Annotated in this window: 28 protein-coding genes; all 28 read left to right on the forward strand. The window is 69.0% G+C overall.

Features of this window, described 5'->3' with window-relative positions; genetic code table 11:
• Window positions 1–6 precede the first annotated feature (6 nt).
• The 28 genes from rpsS to truA all read left to right on the forward strand — a co-directional run bounded on the left by rpsS (window position 7) and on the right by truA (window position 15575).
• A complete protein-coding gene (gene rpsS, locus ACPCK6_RS17925) occupies window positions 7–288 on the forward strand; it encodes a 30S ribosomal protein S19 (protein WP_007073032.1) in 282 nt (93 codons plus the stop codon).
• 40 nt (window positions 289–328) lie between these two features.
• The gene (gene rplV, locus ACPCK6_RS17930; RefSeq protein WP_013288630.1) at window positions 329–778 is read left to right on the forward strand and encodes a 50S ribosomal protein L22; all 450 of its coding nucleotides are present in this window, start codon (window positions 329–331) and stop codon (window positions 776–778) included.
• A complete protein-coding gene (gene rpsC / locus ACPCK6_RS17935) occupies window positions 778–1650 on the forward strand; it encodes a 30S ribosomal protein S3 (protein ID WP_396883398.1) in 873 nt (290 codons plus the stop codon). Before rplV ends, rpsC begins: the two co-directional genes overlap by 1 nt.
• A 3-nt stretch (window positions 1651–1653) precedes the next feature.
• On the forward strand, window positions 1654–2079 hold the full coding sequence (gene rplP / locus ACPCK6_RS17940) for a 50S ribosomal protein L16 (protein ID WP_007465292.1): 426 nt from the start codon (window positions 1654–1656) through the stop codon (window positions 2077–2079).
• Window positions 2079–2315: a 50S ribosomal protein L29 gene (gene rpmC / locus ACPCK6_RS17945; RefSeq protein WP_013288628.1), complete on the forward strand. Its 237-nt coding sequence runs from the start codon at window positions 2079–2081 to the stop codon at window positions 2313–2315. The genes rplP and rpmC overlap by 1 nt, the downstream gene beginning before the upstream one ends.
• Window positions 2312–2587, forward strand: coding sequence for a 30S ribosomal protein S17 (rpsQ, locus tag ACPCK6_RS17950; protein WP_030501606.1), 276 nt, complete (start codon window positions 2312–2314; stop codon window positions 2585–2587). Before rpmC ends, rpsQ begins: the two co-directional genes overlap by 4 nt.
• Before the next feature lie 97 nt (window positions 2588–2684).
• Window positions 2685–3053, forward strand: a complete 369-nt coding sequence (rplN, locus tag ACPCK6_RS17955; protein WP_007073026.1) for a 50S ribosomal protein L14 — start codon at window positions 2685–2687, stop codon at window positions 3051–3053.
• On the forward strand, window positions 3050–3370 hold the full coding sequence (gene rplX, locus ACPCK6_RS17960; RefSeq protein WP_013288626.1) for a 50S ribosomal protein L24: 321 nt from the start codon (window positions 3050–3052) through the stop codon (window positions 3368–3370). Before rplN ends, rplX begins: the two co-directional genes overlap by 4 nt.
• Window positions 3370–3939, forward strand: coding sequence for a 50S ribosomal protein L5 (rplE, locus tag ACPCK6_RS17965; protein ID WP_013288625.1), 570 nt, complete (start codon window positions 3370–3372; stop codon window positions 3937–3939). Before rplX ends, rplE begins: the two co-directional genes overlap by 1 nt.
• A gap of 1 nt (window position 3940) precedes the next feature.
• Window positions 3941–4126 (forward strand): type Z 30S ribosomal protein S14, encoded by a 186-nt coding sequence (locus tag ACPCK6_RS17970; RefSeq protein WP_007073023.1) that lies wholly within the window; start codon window positions 3941–3943, stop codon window positions 4124–4126.
• 98 nt (window positions 4127–4224) lie between these two features.
• Window positions 4225–4632: a 30S ribosomal protein S8 gene (gene rpsH, locus ACPCK6_RS17975; protein WP_013288624.1), complete on the forward strand. Its 408-nt coding sequence runs from the start codon at window positions 4225–4227 to the stop codon at window positions 4630–4632.
• Between the two features lie 16 nt (window positions 4633–4648).
• On the forward strand, window positions 4649–5191 hold the full coding sequence (gene rplF / locus ACPCK6_RS17980; RefSeq protein WP_013288623.1) for a 50S ribosomal protein L6: 543 nt from the start codon (window positions 4649–4651) through the stop codon (window positions 5189–5191).
• Window positions 5188–5577 carry a 50S ribosomal protein L18 gene (gene rplR / locus ACPCK6_RS17985; protein WP_030501605.1) on the forward strand — a complete coding sequence of 130 codons (390 nt, stop codon included), beginning with the start codon at window positions 5188–5190 and terminating at the stop codon, window positions 5575–5577. Before rplF ends, rplR begins: the two co-directional genes overlap by 4 nt.
• Window positions 5578–5610: 33 nt before the next feature.
• Window positions 5611–6225 (forward strand): 30S ribosomal protein S5, encoded by a 615-nt coding sequence (gene rpsE, locus ACPCK6_RS17990; RefSeq protein WP_088987583.1) that lies wholly within the window; start codon window positions 5611–5613, stop codon window positions 6223–6225.
• Window positions 6225–6407 carry a 50S ribosomal protein L30 gene (gene rpmD, locus ACPCK6_RS17995; protein ID WP_013473693.1) on the forward strand — a complete coding sequence of 61 codons (183 nt, stop codon included), beginning with the start codon at window positions 6225–6227 and terminating at the stop codon, window positions 6405–6407. The genes rpsE and rpmD overlap by 1 nt, the downstream gene beginning before the upstream one ends.
• Window positions 6407–6850 carry a 50S ribosomal protein L15 gene (gene rplO / locus ACPCK6_RS18000; RefSeq protein ID WP_018784561.1) on the forward strand — a complete coding sequence of 148 codons (444 nt, stop codon included), beginning with the start codon at window positions 6407–6409 and terminating at the stop codon, window positions 6848–6850. Before rpmD ends, rplO begins: the two co-directional genes overlap by 1 nt.
• A 239-nt stretch (window positions 6851–7089) precedes the next feature.
• Complete coding sequence (secY, locus tag ACPCK6_RS18005) at window positions 7090–8418, forward strand: preprotein translocase subunit SecY (protein ID WP_194801423.1); 1329 nt, start codon at window positions 7090–7092, stop codon at window positions 8416–8418.
• The gene (locus tag ACPCK6_RS18010) at window positions 8419–9072 is read left to right on the forward strand and encodes an adenylate kinase (RefSeq protein ID WP_013288618.1); all 654 of its coding nucleotides are present in this window, start codon (window positions 8419–8421) and stop codon (window positions 9070–9072) included.
• Between the two features lie 97 nt (window positions 9073–9169).
• Entirely contained in the window at window positions 9170–10021 is an 852-nt protein-coding gene (map, locus tag ACPCK6_RS18015) for a type I methionyl aminopeptidase (protein ID WP_013288617.1), read from the forward strand.
• Window positions 10022–10094: 73 nt separating this feature from the next.
• A complete protein-coding gene (locus ACPCK6_RS18020) occupies window positions 10095–10640 on the forward strand; it encodes a DUF1707 domain-containing protein (protein ID WP_423481673.1) in 546 nt (181 codons plus the stop codon).
• A gap of 232 nt (window positions 10641–10872) precedes the next feature.
• Window positions 10873–11094 (forward strand): translation initiation factor IF-1, encoded by a 222-nt coding sequence (gene infA / locus ACPCK6_RS18025; protein ID WP_007073013.1) that lies wholly within the window; start codon window positions 10873–10875, stop codon window positions 11092–11094.
• A 90-nt stretch (window positions 11095–11184) separates the two neighbouring features.
• Window positions 11185–11298 (forward strand): 50S ribosomal protein L36, encoded by a 114-nt coding sequence (gene rpmJ / locus ACPCK6_RS18030; RefSeq protein ID WP_012184307.1) that lies wholly within the window; start codon window positions 11185–11187, stop codon window positions 11296–11298.
• A gap of 212 nt (window positions 11299–11510) precedes the next feature.
• A complete protein-coding gene (gene rpsM, locus ACPCK6_RS18035; protein ID WP_013288614.1) occupies window positions 11511–11891 on the forward strand; it encodes a 30S ribosomal protein S13 in 381 nt (126 codons plus the stop codon).
• Between the two features lie 18 nt (window positions 11892–11909).
• The gene (rpsK, locus tag ACPCK6_RS18040; protein WP_013288613.1) at window positions 11910–12317 is read left to right on the forward strand and encodes a 30S ribosomal protein S11; all 408 of its coding nucleotides are present in this window, start codon (window positions 11910–11912) and stop codon (window positions 12315–12317) included.
• A 14-nt stretch (window positions 12318–12331) separates the two neighbouring features.
• Window positions 12332–12958 carry a 30S ribosomal protein S4 gene (rpsD, locus tag ACPCK6_RS18045; RefSeq protein ID WP_018784565.1) on the forward strand — a complete coding sequence of 209 codons (627 nt, stop codon included), beginning with the start codon at window positions 12332–12334 and terminating at the stop codon, window positions 12956–12958.
• A gap of 95 nt (window positions 12959–13053) precedes the next feature.
• Entirely contained in the window at window positions 13054–14076 is a 1023-nt protein-coding gene (locus tag ACPCK6_RS18050) for a DNA-directed RNA polymerase subunit alpha (RefSeq protein ID WP_007073009.1), read from the forward strand.
• A gap of 34 nt (window positions 14077–14110) precedes the next feature.
• Window positions 14111–14671: a 50S ribosomal protein L17 gene (gene rplQ, locus ACPCK6_RS18055; protein ID WP_354870412.1), complete on the forward strand. Its 561-nt coding sequence runs from the start codon at window positions 14111–14113 to the stop codon at window positions 14669–14671.
• 70 nt (window positions 14672–14741) lie between these two features.
• The gene (gene truA, locus ACPCK6_RS18060; protein WP_269697664.1) at window positions 14742–15575 is read left to right on the forward strand and encodes a tRNA pseudouridine(38-40) synthase TruA; all 834 of its coding nucleotides are present in this window, start codon (window positions 14742–14744) and stop codon (window positions 15573–15575) included.
• Window positions 15576–15581: the final 6 nt, after the last annotated feature.

The following is a 15581-nucleotide window of genomic DNA, read 5'->3' on the forward strand; positions in this document are numbered from 1 at the left end:
TAAGACATGCCTCGCAGCCTGAAGAAGGGCCCGTTCGTCGACGACCACCTGCTCAAGAAGGTGGAGACGCAGAACGACAAGGGCTCGAAGAACGTCATCAAGACCTGGTCGCGCCGCTCGACGATCATCCCGGAGATGCTGGGTCACACGATCGCCGTGCACGACGGACGTAAGCACGTCCCGGTCTTCGTGACCGAGGCCATGGTCGGGCACAAGCTCGGCGAGTTCGCGCTGACCCGCACGTTCAAGGGTCACGAGAAGGACGACCGGAAGAGCCGCCGGCGCTGACGCCGCGGGCATACGGATAGAGGAACAAGGGGTTACAGCGATGCCAGGAAAGGGCGACGCTCCGGTGCTTCCGGGCGCGCGGGCGGTTGCGCGGCACGTGCGCATCTCGCCGATGAAGGCGCGCCGGGTGGTCAACCTCGTCCGCGGCCTGCCCGCGAAGGAGGCGCTCACGGTGCTGCAGTTCGCGCCGCAGGCTGCGAGCGAGCAGGTGTACAAGGTGCTCGCGAGCGCGATCGCCAACGCGGAGAACAACGAGCGGCTGGACCCCGACGCGCTGCTCGTCAGCGAGGCGTTCGTCGACGAGGGCCCGACCATGAAGCGGTTCCGGCCGCGGGCGCAGGGCCGGGCGTACCGGATCCGCAAGCGCACGTGCCACATCACCGTGGCGGTCGAGGCGGTCGCGGCGGCCACGCCGAAGAAGTCGGCGAAGAAGGCCGCTCCGGCCAAGCCGGCCGCTGAGGAGCAGAGCACGACGGAGGGTGCCGAGTAATGGGTCAGAAGGTTCACCCGACCGGGTTCCGGCTCGGCATCTCGACCGACTGGAAGTCCCGCTGGTTCGCGGACAAGCTCTACAAGGACTACATCGGCGAGGACGTCAAGATCCGCCGGATGATGTCCAAGGGCCTCGAGCGCGCCGGCATCTCCAAGGTCGACATCGAGCGCACCCGTGACCGGGTCCGCGTCGACATCCACACCGCCCGGCCGGGCATCGTCATCGGCCGTAAGGGTGCGGAGGCCGACCGGATCCGCGGCGAGCTGGAGAAGCTCACCGGCAAGCAGGTCCAGCTGAACATCATCGAGGTGAAGAACCCCGAGTCGGACGCGCAGCTGGTCGCCCAGGGCGTCGCCGAGCAGCTGTCCAGCCGGGTCAGCTTCCGCCGGGCCATGCGCAAGGCGATGCAGTCCGCCATGAAGAACCCCGCCTGCAAGGGCATCCGGGTTCAGGTCTCGGGCCGTCTGGGCGGCGCCGAGATGAGCCGGACCGAGTTCTACCGCGAGGGCCGGGTTCCGCTGCACACGCTGCGGGCCAACATCGAGTACGGCTTCTTCGAGGCCCGTACCACCTTCGGCCGGATCGGCGTGAAGGTCTGGATCTACAAGGGCGACGCCGTCCCGGGCCGCGAGGCCCCGGCCGAGGCCGCCCCGTCGCGCGGCCCGCGCCGTGACCGTGGCGACCGGCCGGACCGGCCGCGCCGTGGCCGCTCGGGCTCGTCCGGTACGACCGCCGGTGGCACCGAGGCCGGCCGGGCTGCCGCGACCACCATCGCGCAGCAGGCGGAGACGCCGGCCGGTGAGCCGGTCGACGCCGGTGCCGTGGCCGCGGCCGCGACGCAGCCGGCAGAAAAGCAGCAGGAGGGCTGACAGATGCTGATGCCGCGCAAGCCCCCGAAGGGCTTCCGCAAGCCGCACCACCCGGACCGCAGTGGCGCGTCCAAGGGTGGTAACCGGGTGGTGTTCGGCGAGTTCGGGATCCAGGCTCTCGAGCCGGCGTACGTGACCAACCGCCAGATCGAGTCGGCGCGTATCGCGATGACCCGTCACATCAAGCGTGGCGGCAAGGTCTGGATCACGATCTTCCCGGACCAGGCCCTCACCAAGAAGCCGGCCGAGACCCGGATGGGTTCCGGTAAGGGTTCGCCCGAGTGGTGGGTCGCCAACGTGAAGCCGGGGCGGGTCCTCTTCGAGATGTCCTTCCCCAACGAGCAGATCGCGCGAGAGGCGATGCGTCGCGCGATCCACAAGCTCCCGATGAAGTGCCGCATTGTTACGCGCGAAGTGGGTGAATCCTGATGGCAGCGGGCGTCAAGCCCTCCGAGCTGCGTGAGCTCTCCGAGGAGGAGCTGGTCACGAAGTTGCGCGAGGCGAAGGCGGAGCTGTTCAACCTCCGCGTGCAGGCCGCAACCGGGCAGCTGGACAACAACCGGCGGCTGCAGGTCATCCGTCGGGAGATCGCCCGGATCTACACGATCATGCGTGAGCGTGAGCTGGGTCTCTCGGCCGCGCCGACTGAGGTGACTGCATCATGAGTGAGAACACCACCGCCCCCGCGCGGGCCCGCCGCAAGGTTCGCGAGGGCCTCGTGGTCAGCGACAAGATGGACAAGACCGTCGTGGTCGAGGTCGAGGACCGCGTCAAGCACGCGCTGTACGGCAAGATCATGCGCCGTACGAGCAAGCTGAAGGTCCACGACGAGCAGAACTCGGCCGGCATCGGCGACCGGGTCCTGATCATGGAGACCCGGCCGCTGTCCGCCACCAAGCGCTGGCGGCTCGTGGAGATCCTCGAGAAGGCCAAGTAGCGAAGGCTCGAGCTCGGCCGGTCTCGGTCGGGCGCAGGTTCCGCCAGGCTCCGGCCGCCCCGAGCGGCCGGAGAACCGGCAGACATAGGAGATAGACGTGATTCAGCAGGAGTCGCGACTGCGCGTCGCCGACAACACGGGTGCCCGGGAGATCCTGTGCATCCGGGTGCTCGGTGGCTCCGGTCGGCGCTACGCGAGCATCGGCGACGTCATCGTGGCGACCGTCAAGGACGCGATCCCCGGTGCCGGCGTGAAGAAGGGCGACGTCGTCAAGGCCGTCGTCGTTCGGACCGCCAAGGAGAAGCGGCGGCCGGACGGGTCGTACATCCGCTTCGACGAGAACGCCGCCGTCATCATCAAGGACGGCGGGGACCCGCGCGGTACCCGCATCTTCGGCCCGGTGGGCCGGGAGCTGCGGGACAAGCGGTTCATGAAGATCATCTCTCTCGCGCCGGAGGTGTTGTGACCGTGAAGGTCAAGAAGGGCGACACGGTCGTCGTCATCGCCGGCAAGGACAAGGGTGCCAAGGGCAAGGTCATCGCGGCCTACCCGCGGCAGGACAAGGTCCTGGTCGAGGGCGTGAACCGGGTCAAGAAGCACACCCGCATCAGCACCACCCAGCGTGGCGCCAAGACCGGTGGCATCGTCACCCAGGAGGCCCCGATCCACGTCTCGAACGTGATGGTCCTGGACTCCGACGGCAAGCCGACCCGCGTCGGCTACCGGATCGACGACAACGGCCAGAAGGTCCGCATCGCGCGTAGCACCGGTAAGGACCTCTGATGACCACGGCTACCGAAACCAAGACCCTGCCGCGCCTCAAGGAGCGGTACCGCAACGAGATCGTGGGCGAGCTGCAGAAGCAGTTCGAGTTCGCCAACCCGATGCAGGTGCCGCGGCTGGTCAAGATCGTCGTCAACATGGGTGTCGGCGAGGCCGCTCGCGACGCCAAGCTGATCGACGGGGCCGTCCGCGACCTGGCCACCATCACCGGCCAGAAGCCGCAGGTCCGGCGGGCCACCAAGTCCATCGCGCAGTTCAAGCTCCGCGAGGGCATGCCGATCGGCGCGAAGGTCACCCTGCGCGGCGACCGGATGTGGGAGTTCCTGGACCGGCTGCTCTCGATCGCGCTGCCGCGTATCCGTGACTTCCGCGGCCTGGACGGGCGCAAGCTCGACGGGCACGGCAACTACACGTTCGGCCTGACCGAGCAGTCGGTGTTCCACGAGATCGACCAGGACAAGATCGATCGCCAGCGGGGCATGGACATCACGGTGGTCACGACCGCCACGACCGACGACGAGGGCCGGGCGCTGCTCAAGCTCCTGGGCTTCCCGTTCAAGGAGAACTGAGATGGCCAAGAAGGCGCTGATCCTCAAGGCGGCCGCGAAGCCGAAGTTCTCGGTTCGCGCGTACACCCGCTGCCAGCGGTGCGGGCGTCCGAAGGCGGTCTACCGCAAGTTCGGTCTCTGCCGGGTGTGCATCCGGGAGATGGCCCACCGCGGTGAGCTGCCCGGCGTGTCCAAGGCTTCCTGGTAATAGCCCGGCGCGCTCCGGCGCGTCAGCTGAACTGTCTCTTCGCCGTAGGCCCCGGGCCTGGCCCGGGGAACCCCGGCGAGAAAGGTTGACGAGTTTTCATGACGATGACCGACCCGATCGCAGACATGCTCACGCGTCTGCGTAACGCCAACCAGGCGTACCACGACCGGGTGACGATGCCCTACTCGAAGATCAAGGCGAACATCGCCGAGGTCCTCAAGGCCGAGGGTTACATCGCCACCTGGTCGGTCGAGGAGCCCGAGGAGGGCGCCGTCGGCAAGCGACTGGTCGTCGAGCTGAAGTACGGCCAGAACCGCGAGCGGAGCCTGGCCGGCATCAAGCGCGTGTCCAAGCCCGGTCTCCGGGTGTACGCCAAGTCGGACGGGCTCCCGCGGGTGCTCGGCGGGCTGGGCGTGGCGATCATTTCGACGTCCCAGGGGCTGCTCACCGACCGGCAGGCCCGCAAGCGGAGCGTTGGCGGGGAAGTCCTCGCCTTCGTCTGGTAACGGGAGACAGGTAGAAATGTCGCGTATTGGACGTAAGTCGATCCCGGTGCCTGCCGGCGTCGACATCACGATCGACGGCCGGACCGTCAAGGTCAAGGGCCCCAAGGGCGAACTGAGCCACGTGCTGGCCGAGCCGATCACGGCGGAGCGGGGCGAGGACGGCGAGCTGCACGTCAACCGGCCCAACGACGAGCGCAAGGCCAAGGAGCTGCACGGCCTGAGCCGTACGCTGGTGGCCAACATGATCGTCGGTGTCACCGAGGGCTACCGCAAGAGCCTGGAGATCGCCGGTACCGGTTACCGCGTGACCGCCAAGGGCAAGGACCTCGAGTTCGCGCTCGGGTTCTCGCACCCGGTCCTGGTGCCGGCGCCGGAGGGCATCACCTTCACGGTCGAGAAGCCGACGCTGTTCCACGTGGCCGGCATCGACAAGCAGCAGGTCGGCGAGGTCGCCGCCAACATCCGGAAGATCCGTCCGCCGGAGCCCTACAAGGGCAAGGGCGTGAAGTACCAGGGCGAGGTCATCCGCCGCAAGGCTGGAAAGGCAGGTAAGAAGTGAGCGCCACGCTGCTCAAGCGCCGCCGCGGCGTCGCCGCCAAGCGTGCCGTCGGGCGTGCGCGTCGGCACTTCCGGGTCCGCAAGAACGTCAGCGGCACCGCCGAGCGTCCCCGCCTGGTCGTCACCCGCTCCCTGCGGCACATGGTGGCCCAGGTCGTCGACGACACCAAGGGTCACACCCTGGCGTCGGCCTCGACCATGGACGCCTCGCTGCGCGGCGCCGAGGGCGACAAGAGCGCCCTGGCCGGCAAGGTCGGCGCCCTGCTCGCCGAGCGCGCCAAGGCCGCCGGCGTCTCGAAGGTCGTCTTCGACCGCGGTGGCAACCGGTACGCGGGGCGTGTCGCCGCGCTTGCCGACGCCGCCCGCGAAGCCGGGCTCGAGTTCTAGAAACCCCGTCACGAGAGAGAAGGAAGGCTGCTGATGCCAGGTCAACAGCGCCGTGGCGGCGGGTCCGGTGGCAACGAGGGTGGTCGCCGCGACAACCGCCGTGAGGGCGGCCGCGGAAACGCGCCCGTCGAGAAGACCCCGCACCTCGAGCGGGTCGTCGCGATCAACCGCGTCGCCAAGGTCGTGAAGGGTGGTCGTCGCTTCAGCTTCACCGCCCTGGTGATCGTGGGCGACGGCGACGGCACCGTCGGTGTGGGCTACGGAAAGGCCAAGGAGGTGCCCGCGGCGATCGCCAAGGGTGTCGAGGAGGCCAAGAAGCACTTCTTCAAGGTGCCGCGCATCGGCGCCTCGATCCCGCACCCGGTGCAGGGCGAGGACGCGGCCGGTGTGGTGCTGCTCAAGCCGGCCTCCGCCGGTACGGGCGTCATCGCCGGTGGCCCGGTGCGTGCCGTGCTGGAGTGCGCGGGCATCCACGACGTGCTCTCCAAGAGCCTCGGCTCGTCCAACCCGATCAACATCGTGCACGCCACGGTGGCGGCCCTGAAGGGGCTCGAGTCCCCGGAGCAGGTCGCGGCCCGTCGTGGTCTGCCGGTCGAGGACGTCGCGCCGGCCGCCATGCTGGCGTCGCGGGCGGGGGTGGCGTCCTGATGGCACGCCTGAAGGTCACCCAGGTCCGGTCCGAGATCGGGACCAAGAAGAACCAGCGTGACTCGCTGCGTTCCCTCGGTCTCAAGCGGATCAACGACGTGGTGGTCAAGGAGGACCGGCCGGAGATCCGCGGCATGATCTTCACGGTCAACCACCTCGTGAAGGTCGAGGAGGTCGAGTAATGACGATCAAGGTGCACCACCTGCGTCCGGCTCCCGGCGCCAAGACCGACAAGACCCGTGTGGGTCGCGGTGAGGGCTCGAAGGGCAAGACGGCCGGTCGCGGTACCAAGGGTTCCAAGGCCCGCAAGAACATCTCGCCGGCGTTCGAGGGTGGGCAGATGCCCATCCACATGCGCCTGCCGAAGATGAAGGGCTTCAAGAACAAGTTCAAGGTCGTGTTCCAGGTGGTCAACCTGGACCGGCTGGCCGAGCTGTTCCCGAACGGCGGCCAGGTCGGCCCGGTCGAGCTGGTCGAGGCCGGTGCGGTCCGCAAGGGCCACCCGGTCAAGGTGCTCGGCACCGGCGACCTCGGCGGCGTGTCCCTCCAGGTGTCGGCGCACGCGTTCAGCGCGTCGGCCAAGGAGAAGATCACCGCCGCCGGTGGCTCGGTCACCGAGCTGTAAGACGATGTTCATGGCGCCCGCTCAGTTGTTCGCAACTGGGCGGGCGCCATGGTCTACCGGCGACGTGTGCGCCGGGTAACATCGGATTCGGTTTATGTAGCCGGGCACATCTGCCCGGACCGGGACCGGGCTGTTAGAGTCCGTTCCCAGCCATGGATTCCGGACACTCCGTCCGGCACCACACCCCGCCCCGCCAGGGACTCGTTCACCGGCGGCCCGCGTCGCGCAGGAGGAAGAAGTTGCTGTCCGCCTTTCTCAGTGCGTTCCGTACGCCTGACCTGCGCAAGAAGCTGCTGTTCACAGTAGGCATCATCGCGGTCTACCGGCTGGGCGCCACGCTGCCCAGCCCGGGCGTCTCGTACGGCAACGTGCAGAAGTGCCTCGACACGATCCAGGGTGGCAGCACCGGTGTGCTCAACCTGCTGGATCTCTTCTCCGGTGGCGCGCTGCTCCAGCTCTCGGTCTTCGCGCTGGGCATCATGCCCTACATCACCGCGTCGATCATCCTGCAGCTGCTGACGGTGGTGATCCCGCGCCTGGAGCAGCTCCGCAAGGAGGGCCAGGCCGGACAGGCCAAGATCACGCAGTACACCCGCTACCTGACGCTGGGCCTGGGCATCCTCCAGTCCTCGGCGTTCGTGGCGCTGGCCCGCTCCGGGCAGCTGTTCAACAACCAGTGCGACCAGTTCCCGATCGTGCCCCAGGGCACCGGCATCCCGGACTGGCTGACCCTGACGATCCTGGTCATGACGATGACCGCCGGCACCGGCGTGGTGATGTGGCTCGGTGAGCTGATCACCGACCGGGGCGTCGGCAACGGCATGTCCGTGCTGATCTTCACCTCGATCGCGGCCCGGCTCCCCAGCGAGGGCTGGAAGATCAAGACCACAAAGGGCTGGGGGATGTTCCTCCTCGTCATCGCCCTGGTGCTGCTGGTCATCACCGCTGTCACCTTCATCGAGCAGGCGCAGCGCCGCATCCCGGTGCAGTACGCCAAGCGCATGATCGGCCGGCGGATGTACGGCGGGACGTCGACCTACATCCCGCTGAAGGTGAACCAGGCGGGTGTCATCCCGGTCATCTTCGCCTCGTCGCTGCTCTACCTGCCGCAGCTCGCGCTCCAGTTCTTCGATCAGAACGACCCGGGCAAGGTCCAGGCGTGGATCCAGAACCACATCGTGAAGGCGAGCGCGCCGGAGCACATCGCGATCTACTTCCTGCTGATCATCTTCTTCACGTACTTCTACGTGTCGATCACGTTCAACCCGACCGAGGTCGCGGACAACATGAAGAAGTACGGCGGCTTCGTGCCGGGCATCCGCCCCGGCAAGCCGACCGCCGAGTACCTCGACTTCATCCTCAGCCGGATCACCCTGCCGGGCGCGCTCTACCTGGGCATCGTCGCGATCCTGCCGAACTTCTTCTTCATCTGGCTCGACAACCAGCAGTTCCAGAACTTTCCGTTCGGCGGCACCGCTGTGCTCATCATGGTCGGCGTCGGTCTGGAGACCGTGAAGCAGATCGAGAGCCAACTCATGCAGCGGAACTACGAAGGGTTCCTGCGGTAGATGCGACTCGTTCTGGTTGGTCCGCCGGGCGCGGGCAAGGGCACACAGGCGGAGTTCGTCGCCGCGCACCTCTCGGTGCCGAAGATCTCGACCGGTGACATCTTCCGGGCGAACGTCTCCCAGGGCACGCCGCTGGGGGTCGAGGCCAAGCGATACATGGACGCCGGCAAGCTGGTCCCGGACGAGGTCACCATCAACATGGTGCGGGACCGGCTCGCCGAGCCGGACGCGAGCGAGGGTTTCCTCCTCGACGGCTTCCCGCGGACCACTCCGCAGGCCGCCGCGCTGGACAAGCTCCTCGCCGACCTCGGCACCGCGCTGGACCTGGTGCTGGAGCTCGTCGTCGACGACGACGAGGTGATCCGGCGGCTGTCCGGCCGGCGCACCTGCCGCGGCTGCGGCAAGATCTGGCACGTCGAGTTCGACTCGCCGAGCCGGGAGGGCGTCTGCGACCGCTGCGGCGCCGAGCTGTTCCAGCGCGACGACGACAAGCCGGAGACCATCGCCGCCCGGCTGCGGGAGTACGCCGAGAAGACCGCGCCGCTCGTGGACTACTACGGCGCCCAGGGCAAGCTGGTCGGCATCGACGCGACCGGCCCGGTGGAGGACGTCACCGTCCGCGCCATCGACGCGCTGCGCTCGTACGGCGGCTGAGGTCCCACCCGCCATCCGGCGGATAGAGTGCGAACAGCGGGGTACGTGCGACGTGCCCCGCTGCTCCGCGTACGCGTGACGAAAGGTAACCACCACCATGCGCCGTCCCCAGCTGGACATCCAGCTGAAGACCCCCGAGCAGATCGAGCTGATGCGGGCCGCCGGTCTGGTCGTCGCCCGTGCCCTGCGCCGGATGCGGGAGGCGGTGGCGCCGGGCGTGTCGACGGCCGACCTGGACGCGATCGCCGAGTCGACCATCCGCGAGGCGGGCGCCGTGCCGTCGTTCAAGGGCTACCACGGCTTCCCGGCGTCGATCTGCTCGTCGGTCAACCGGCAGGTGGTGCACGCCATCCCGTCGGCCGAGCAGGTGCTGCGCGAGGGCGACCTGATCTCCATCGACTGCGGCGCGGTGCTGGACGGCTGGCACGGCGACGCGGCGGTCACGGTGCCGGTCGGCGAGGTCGACCCGGCGCTGCTGAGGATGACGGCGGTGGCCGAGGACGCCATGTGGGCCGGGATCGCCGCCGCGGCGCGCGGGGCGGCCTCCGGCAAGGGCCGGCTCACCGACATCTCGCACGCGGTCGAGACGGCGGTCCGCAAGGGCGGCCGGTACGGCATCGTCGACGGCTACGGCGGTCACGGCATCGGCACCGAGATGCACCAGGACCCGCACGTGCTCAACCACGGGCGTCCCGGCAAGGGGCCGCGCCTGGTGCCGGGCCTGGCGCTCGCCATCGAGCCGATGATCACGATGGGCTCGCCGCGTACGGTCGAGCTGTCCGACGGCTGGACCGTGGTGACCCGGGACGGGTCGATGGCGGTGCACGTCGAGCACTCGATGGCGCTGCTGGACGACGGCGTGTGGGTGCTGACCGCCGAGGACGGCGGACGGGCCCGTCTGGGCGACCTGGTGACCAAGCGGCAGACGTCGGTGGACTCCCCGGCCTGATCGAAGCCCTCGGCGGTGCCGGATGACCGGCCACGCCGTGCCGGGCTGGCGATCGGGTGACATGCTTGCTCCCATGGAGGAGCGCAACCGCATGCGGGCGGCCGACGCGGACCGTGAGGCCACCGCGGAGCGACTCCGGGCGGCGTTGAACGAGGGCCGGCTCGACCTGCACGAGTACGACGACCGGCTGCGCCGGGCGTACGGGTCGAAGACCTACGGCGAGCTGGACGAGCTGCTGACCGACCTGCCCGGCACCGGACCGGCCGGGCGCCCCCTGCCGGCGCCTCGCGCGGCCGGGGAGGGCGGGGTGGCGGTCCCGGGCCCCGCGGCCGTGAGCGGGGCGCGCAGCGCCTGGCTGCTGGCGGTCTGGGGCCCCTGGCTGAAGGTGGCCCTGATCCTCACCGCGATCTGGTTCGTCTCGCAGTTGGGTGAGGGCGAGTTCGAGTTCGACGACTACTGGCCGCTCTGGGTGCTCGGCCCGTGGGGCGCTGTGGTGCTCTACCAGACGATCCAGGGGCTGGCGTCCGGCGCGCCGGAGAAGGACGCCGAGCGCCGGCGACGCAAGCAGGTCGAGCGGGAGGCCCGCCGCCAGGCGAAGCGCGAGCTGCCGGAGACGTGACCTGCGTCATATCCGAGCCGTCCGGGTGACTGTCGCACCGGTCGGTTTGGCGAGCACGTGCGGGTCGGCGTACACTTTCTGATCGGCGCACAGCGTCCACTCCGCCATGCCCACCCTGCGCTTCGGTGGGAGTCGGAGCCGCGGCTGGCGCGGGTTTCCTGATCTTGGTCAGTTCACCCGTGTAAGACGTTGTGGGCCGTCCGGAGTAACCGACGTCAGGACAGCGGAGGACATGCCGAAAAAAGACGGAGCAATCGAGATCGAGGGTCGGGTCATCGAGCCCCTGCCGAACGCCATGTTCCGGGTGGAGCTCGCGAACGGCCACAAGGTGCTCGCTCACATCAGCGGCAAGATGCGCCAGCACTACATCCGCATCCTGCCGGAGGACCGGGTCGTCGTCGAACTCTCGCCGTACGACCTGACCCGCGGGCGCATCGTCTACCGCTACAAGTAAGCCTGACGGCGGCCGGGAGACCCGTGTCCGTCTTCGACGTCCGGATCGCGCACCGCCGCGGCTCCGGGCCAGATGGGAAGTAAGGCAACCGTGAAGGTCAAGCCGAGCGTCAAGAGGATCTGCAACAAGTGCCGGGTGATCCGCCGGCACGGCCGGGTCATGGTCATCTGCACCGACCCGCGCCACAAGCAGCGCCAGGGCTGACGCCCCACACATCACCAGCTCGTCCCAGCCGCGGTCGGGTGCGCAGCGCGTACCCCCCTCGTGGTTGACCCCCGGTCGGAGGCCGGGGCCCGCTCGGGCAGCGACCGATCCCGGTCGCCGGCGTTCTTGACGCCGGAAGGACAGGGACGGCCGGTAGCGGGGTGGGACGGGTCCACACCTCCGCCACAACATCACGAGGAGTACGCCCGCACATGGCACGTCTAGTCGGCGTGGATCTCCCCCGCGAGAAGCGGATGGAGATCGCGCTCACCTACATCTTCGGGGTCGGTCGCACCCGCGCCCTGGAGACGCTCGCCGCGACCGGCATCTCGCCGGACAAGCGCGTTCGGGACCTCACGGACGAGGAGCTCGTCGAGCTCCGGAACCACATCGAGGGCAACTACAAGGTTGAAGGCGACCTGCGCCGCGAGGTCGCCGCTGACATCCGCCGCAAGGTCGAGATCGGCTGCTACGCCGGTATCCGGCACCGCCGCGGTCTGCCCGTGCGTGGCCAGCGCACCAAGACCAACGCGCGGACCCGGAAGGGCCCGAAGCGGACCGTGGCCGGCAAGAAGAAGCCCGGCAAGAAGTAACTAGGAGCGCACAGACTTATGCCACCGAAGGCTCGTGCCGGAGCCGCCGTCAAGAAGGTCCGGCGCAAGGAACGCAAGAACGTCGCCCACGGGCAGGCGCACATCAAGAGCACCTTCAACAACACCATCGTGTCCATCACGGACCCGACCGGTGCGGTCATCTCCTGGGCCTCCTCCGGCCAGGTGGGCTTCAAGGGCTCCCGCAAGTCGACTCCGTTCGCCGCGCAGCTCGCCGCCGAGGCCGCCGCGCGCCGCGCGATGGAGCACGGCATGCGCAAGGTCGACGTGTTCGTCAAGGGCCCCGGCTCCGGCCGGGAGACCGCCATCCGTTCGCTGCAGGCAGTGGGCCTCGAGGTCGGGCAGATCTCCGACGTCACGCCGCAGCCGCACAACGGGTGCCGTCCGCCGAAGCGTCGCCGGGTCTGAGAGGTTAGAGAGAGATGGCTCGTTACACCGGTGCTGACTGCCGCCGTTGCCGGCGGGAGAAGATGAAGCTGTTCCTCAAGGGCAGCAAGTGCGATGGTCCGAAGTGCCCGTTCGAGTCCCGGCCGTTCCCGCCCGGGCAGCACGGCCGCGGCCGCACGAAGGAGACGGAGTACCTGCTCCAGCTCCGTGAGAAGCAGAAGGCCCGTCGTGTCTACGGCGTGCTGGAGAAGCAGTTCCGCGGCTACTACGAAGAGGCCGTGAGCAAGGAAGCTAAGACCGGTGAGGTCCTGCTGCAGATCCTCGAGTCGCGGCTGGACAACGTGGTCTACCGGGCCGGCTACGCCAAGTCCCGGGACATGGCCCGTCAGCTGGTCAAGCACGGCCACTTCACGGTGAACGGCAAGAAGGTCGACATCCCGTCGTACCGCGTCAAGGAGCACGACATCGTCGAGGTGCGTGCCAAGAGCAAGGAGCTCACCCCGTTCCTCGTGGCGCAGGGTGAGGCCGGCTCGCGGACCGTTCCGGCGTGGCTGGAGGCGATCCCGAGCCAGCTGAAGATCCTCGTGCACTCGCTCCCGGCCCGCCAGGTGATCGACACCCAGGTCCAGGAGCAGCTGATCGTCGAGCTCTACTCCAAGTAAGGGCTCGTTGCGGTGGCCCGTCCTCCGGGGCGGGCCACCGGAACAGTTGTGTCGTGGGCGTCAAATAGCGGGCGCCCCGGAAGAGAAGAGAAAAGATGCTCATCAGCCAGCGACCGTCTCTCTCCGAAGAGTCGATCAACGAGACCCGCTCCCGGTTCACCATCGAGCCGCTGGAGCCCGGCTTCGGCTACACGCTGGGCAACTCGCTGCGGCGTACGCTGCTGTCCTCGATCCCGGGTGCGGCGGTCACCTCGATCAAGATCGACGGTGTGCTGCACGAGTTCACCACGATCCCCGGTGTCAAGGAGGACGTGGTCGAGCTCGTCATGAACATCAAGGAGCTGTGCGTCAGCTCCGAGCACGACGAGCCGGTCAGCATGTACCTGCGCAAGCAGGGCCCGGGCGACGTGACCGCCGGTGACATCCAGCCCCCGGCCGGTGTCTCGGTGCACAACCCGGACCTGAAGCTCGCCACCCTCAACGGCAAGGGCCGGCTCGACATGGAGCTGACCGTCGAGCGGGGTCGCGGCTACGTCACGGCGGCGCAGAACAAGCAGGCGGGCGCCGAGATCGGCCGGATCCCGGTCGACTCGATCTACTCGCCGGTGCTCAAGGTGACGTACCGGGTCGAGGCGACCCGTGTCGAGCAGCGGACCGACTTCGACCGGCTGATCATCGACGTCGAGACCAAGCCGTCGATGGGCCCGCGTACCGCGCTGGCCTCGGCCGGTTCGACGCTGGTGGAGCTGTTCGGGCTGGCCCGGGAGCTGGACGAGACCGCCGAGGGCATCGACATCGGGCCGTCCCCGCAGGACGCCCAGCTGGCTGCGGACCTGGCCCTGCCGATCGAGGAGCTGGACCTCACCGTCCGCTCCTACAACTGCCTCAAGCGCGAGGGCATCAACTCCGTTGGTGAGCTCATCGGGCGTACCGAGGCCGACCTCCTCGACATCCGCAACTTCGGTCAGAAGTCGATCGACGAGGTCAAGATGAAGCTCGCCGGGATGGGCCTGGGGCTGAAGGACTCGGCTCCGAACTTCGACCCGGCGCACGTCGTGGACGCCTTCGGCGAGGCGGACTACGACACCGACGACTACCGCGAGACCGAGCAGCTCTAGTCCGCGCTGCCGCCACACCTGAGGAGCACCAAGCATGCCCACGCCCACCAAGGGCCCCCGCCTCGGCGGCAGCCCCGCGCACGAGCGGCTGATGCTGGCCAACCTGGCCACCGCGCTGTTCCAGCACGGCAAGATCCAGACCACCGAGACGAAGGCCCGGCGGCTGCGTCCGCTGGCCGAGCAGCTCATCACCAAGGCCAAGCGCGGCGACCTCGCCTCGCGCCGCCGGGTGCTGGGCGTCGTCAAGGACAAGGACGTGGTCTACGCCCTGTTCGACCAGATCGCGCCCCGGTACGCCAACCGCAACGGTGGCTACACCCGGATCGTGAAGACCGGTCCGCGCAAGGGTGACGCCGCTCCGATGGCGATCATCGAGCTGGTGGAGGAGCTTCAGGTCGCCGAGCCGAAGGCGAACAAGAAGACCGCCGCCCGCAAGGCCGCCCAGCAGGACAAGGTCGAGGCCCTGGCCCCGGCCGAGGAGACCCCGCGCTCCAGCGCCGATGACCAGGACGCCGAGGCGCCGGTCTCCGCGTCGGGTGACACCGCCGCCGCCCGTGAGGACAGCGACGAGGCCACCGAGAACGACAAGGCCTGACATCAGGCTCGACCGGGCCCGGCATCCCCTCGGGGGTGCCGGGCCCGTCGCCGTCGACAGGAGGTACGAGGTGGACGAGCGGACCCGGCTGCGGCTGGACGTCTCGTACGACGGCACCGACTTCTCCGGCTGGGCGCCCCAGCCGACCCGGCGCACCGTGGCCGGCGTACTCATGCAGACGCTGGACCTGGTGCTCGGCGCGGGCACGGCGACCGGCCTGACGGTGGCCGGGCGTACCGACGCCGGGGTGCACGCCACCGGGCAGGTCTGCCACCTCGACCTGCCGACTCCCGTGTGGCGGGAGCACGAGGGCCGGCTGCTGCGCCGGCTGGCCCGGCTCCTGCCGCCTGATGCCCGGGTACGCGCGATGACCGAGGTGCCCGCCGACTTCGACGCCCGGTTCTCGGCCACGTTCCGGCGCTACGAGTACCGGGTCACCGACGCCCCGTGGGGTGCCGAGCCGCTACGCCGCCGGGACACCCTGGCCTGGCCCAAGCCGTTGGACCTGGCGGCCCTGAACGCCGCCGCCGCCGGGCTGGTGGGCGAGCACGACTTCGCCGCGTACTGCCGGCGCAAGGAGAACGCCACCACGCTGCGCGAGGTGACCCGGCTGGACTGGCGGCGCGACCCGGACGGGATCCTTGTCGCCACCGTGCAGGCCGACGCGTTCTGCCAGAACATGGTGCGCAGCCTGGTCGGGGCGATGCTGGTGGCCGGCGACGGGCGGCGGCCGGTCCAGTGGCCGGCCGGTCTGCTGACCCGGCGCGAGCGCTCCAGCGAGGTGACAGTCGCGCCGGCGCACGGCCTCGCCCTGGTCGCTGTGGGCTACCCGGCCGACCCGGCCGAGTACGCCCGCCGGGCCGAGGCGACCCGCCGGTTGCGGGTGCCGGTGGCCGAGGGCTGAACCCGG

This window comes from Micromonospora sp. AB353, from assembly GCF_049538395.1.
Classification (GTDB): domain Bacteria; phylum Actinomycetota; class Actinomycetes; order Mycobacteriales; family Micromonosporaceae; genus Micromonospora; species Micromonospora aurantiaca.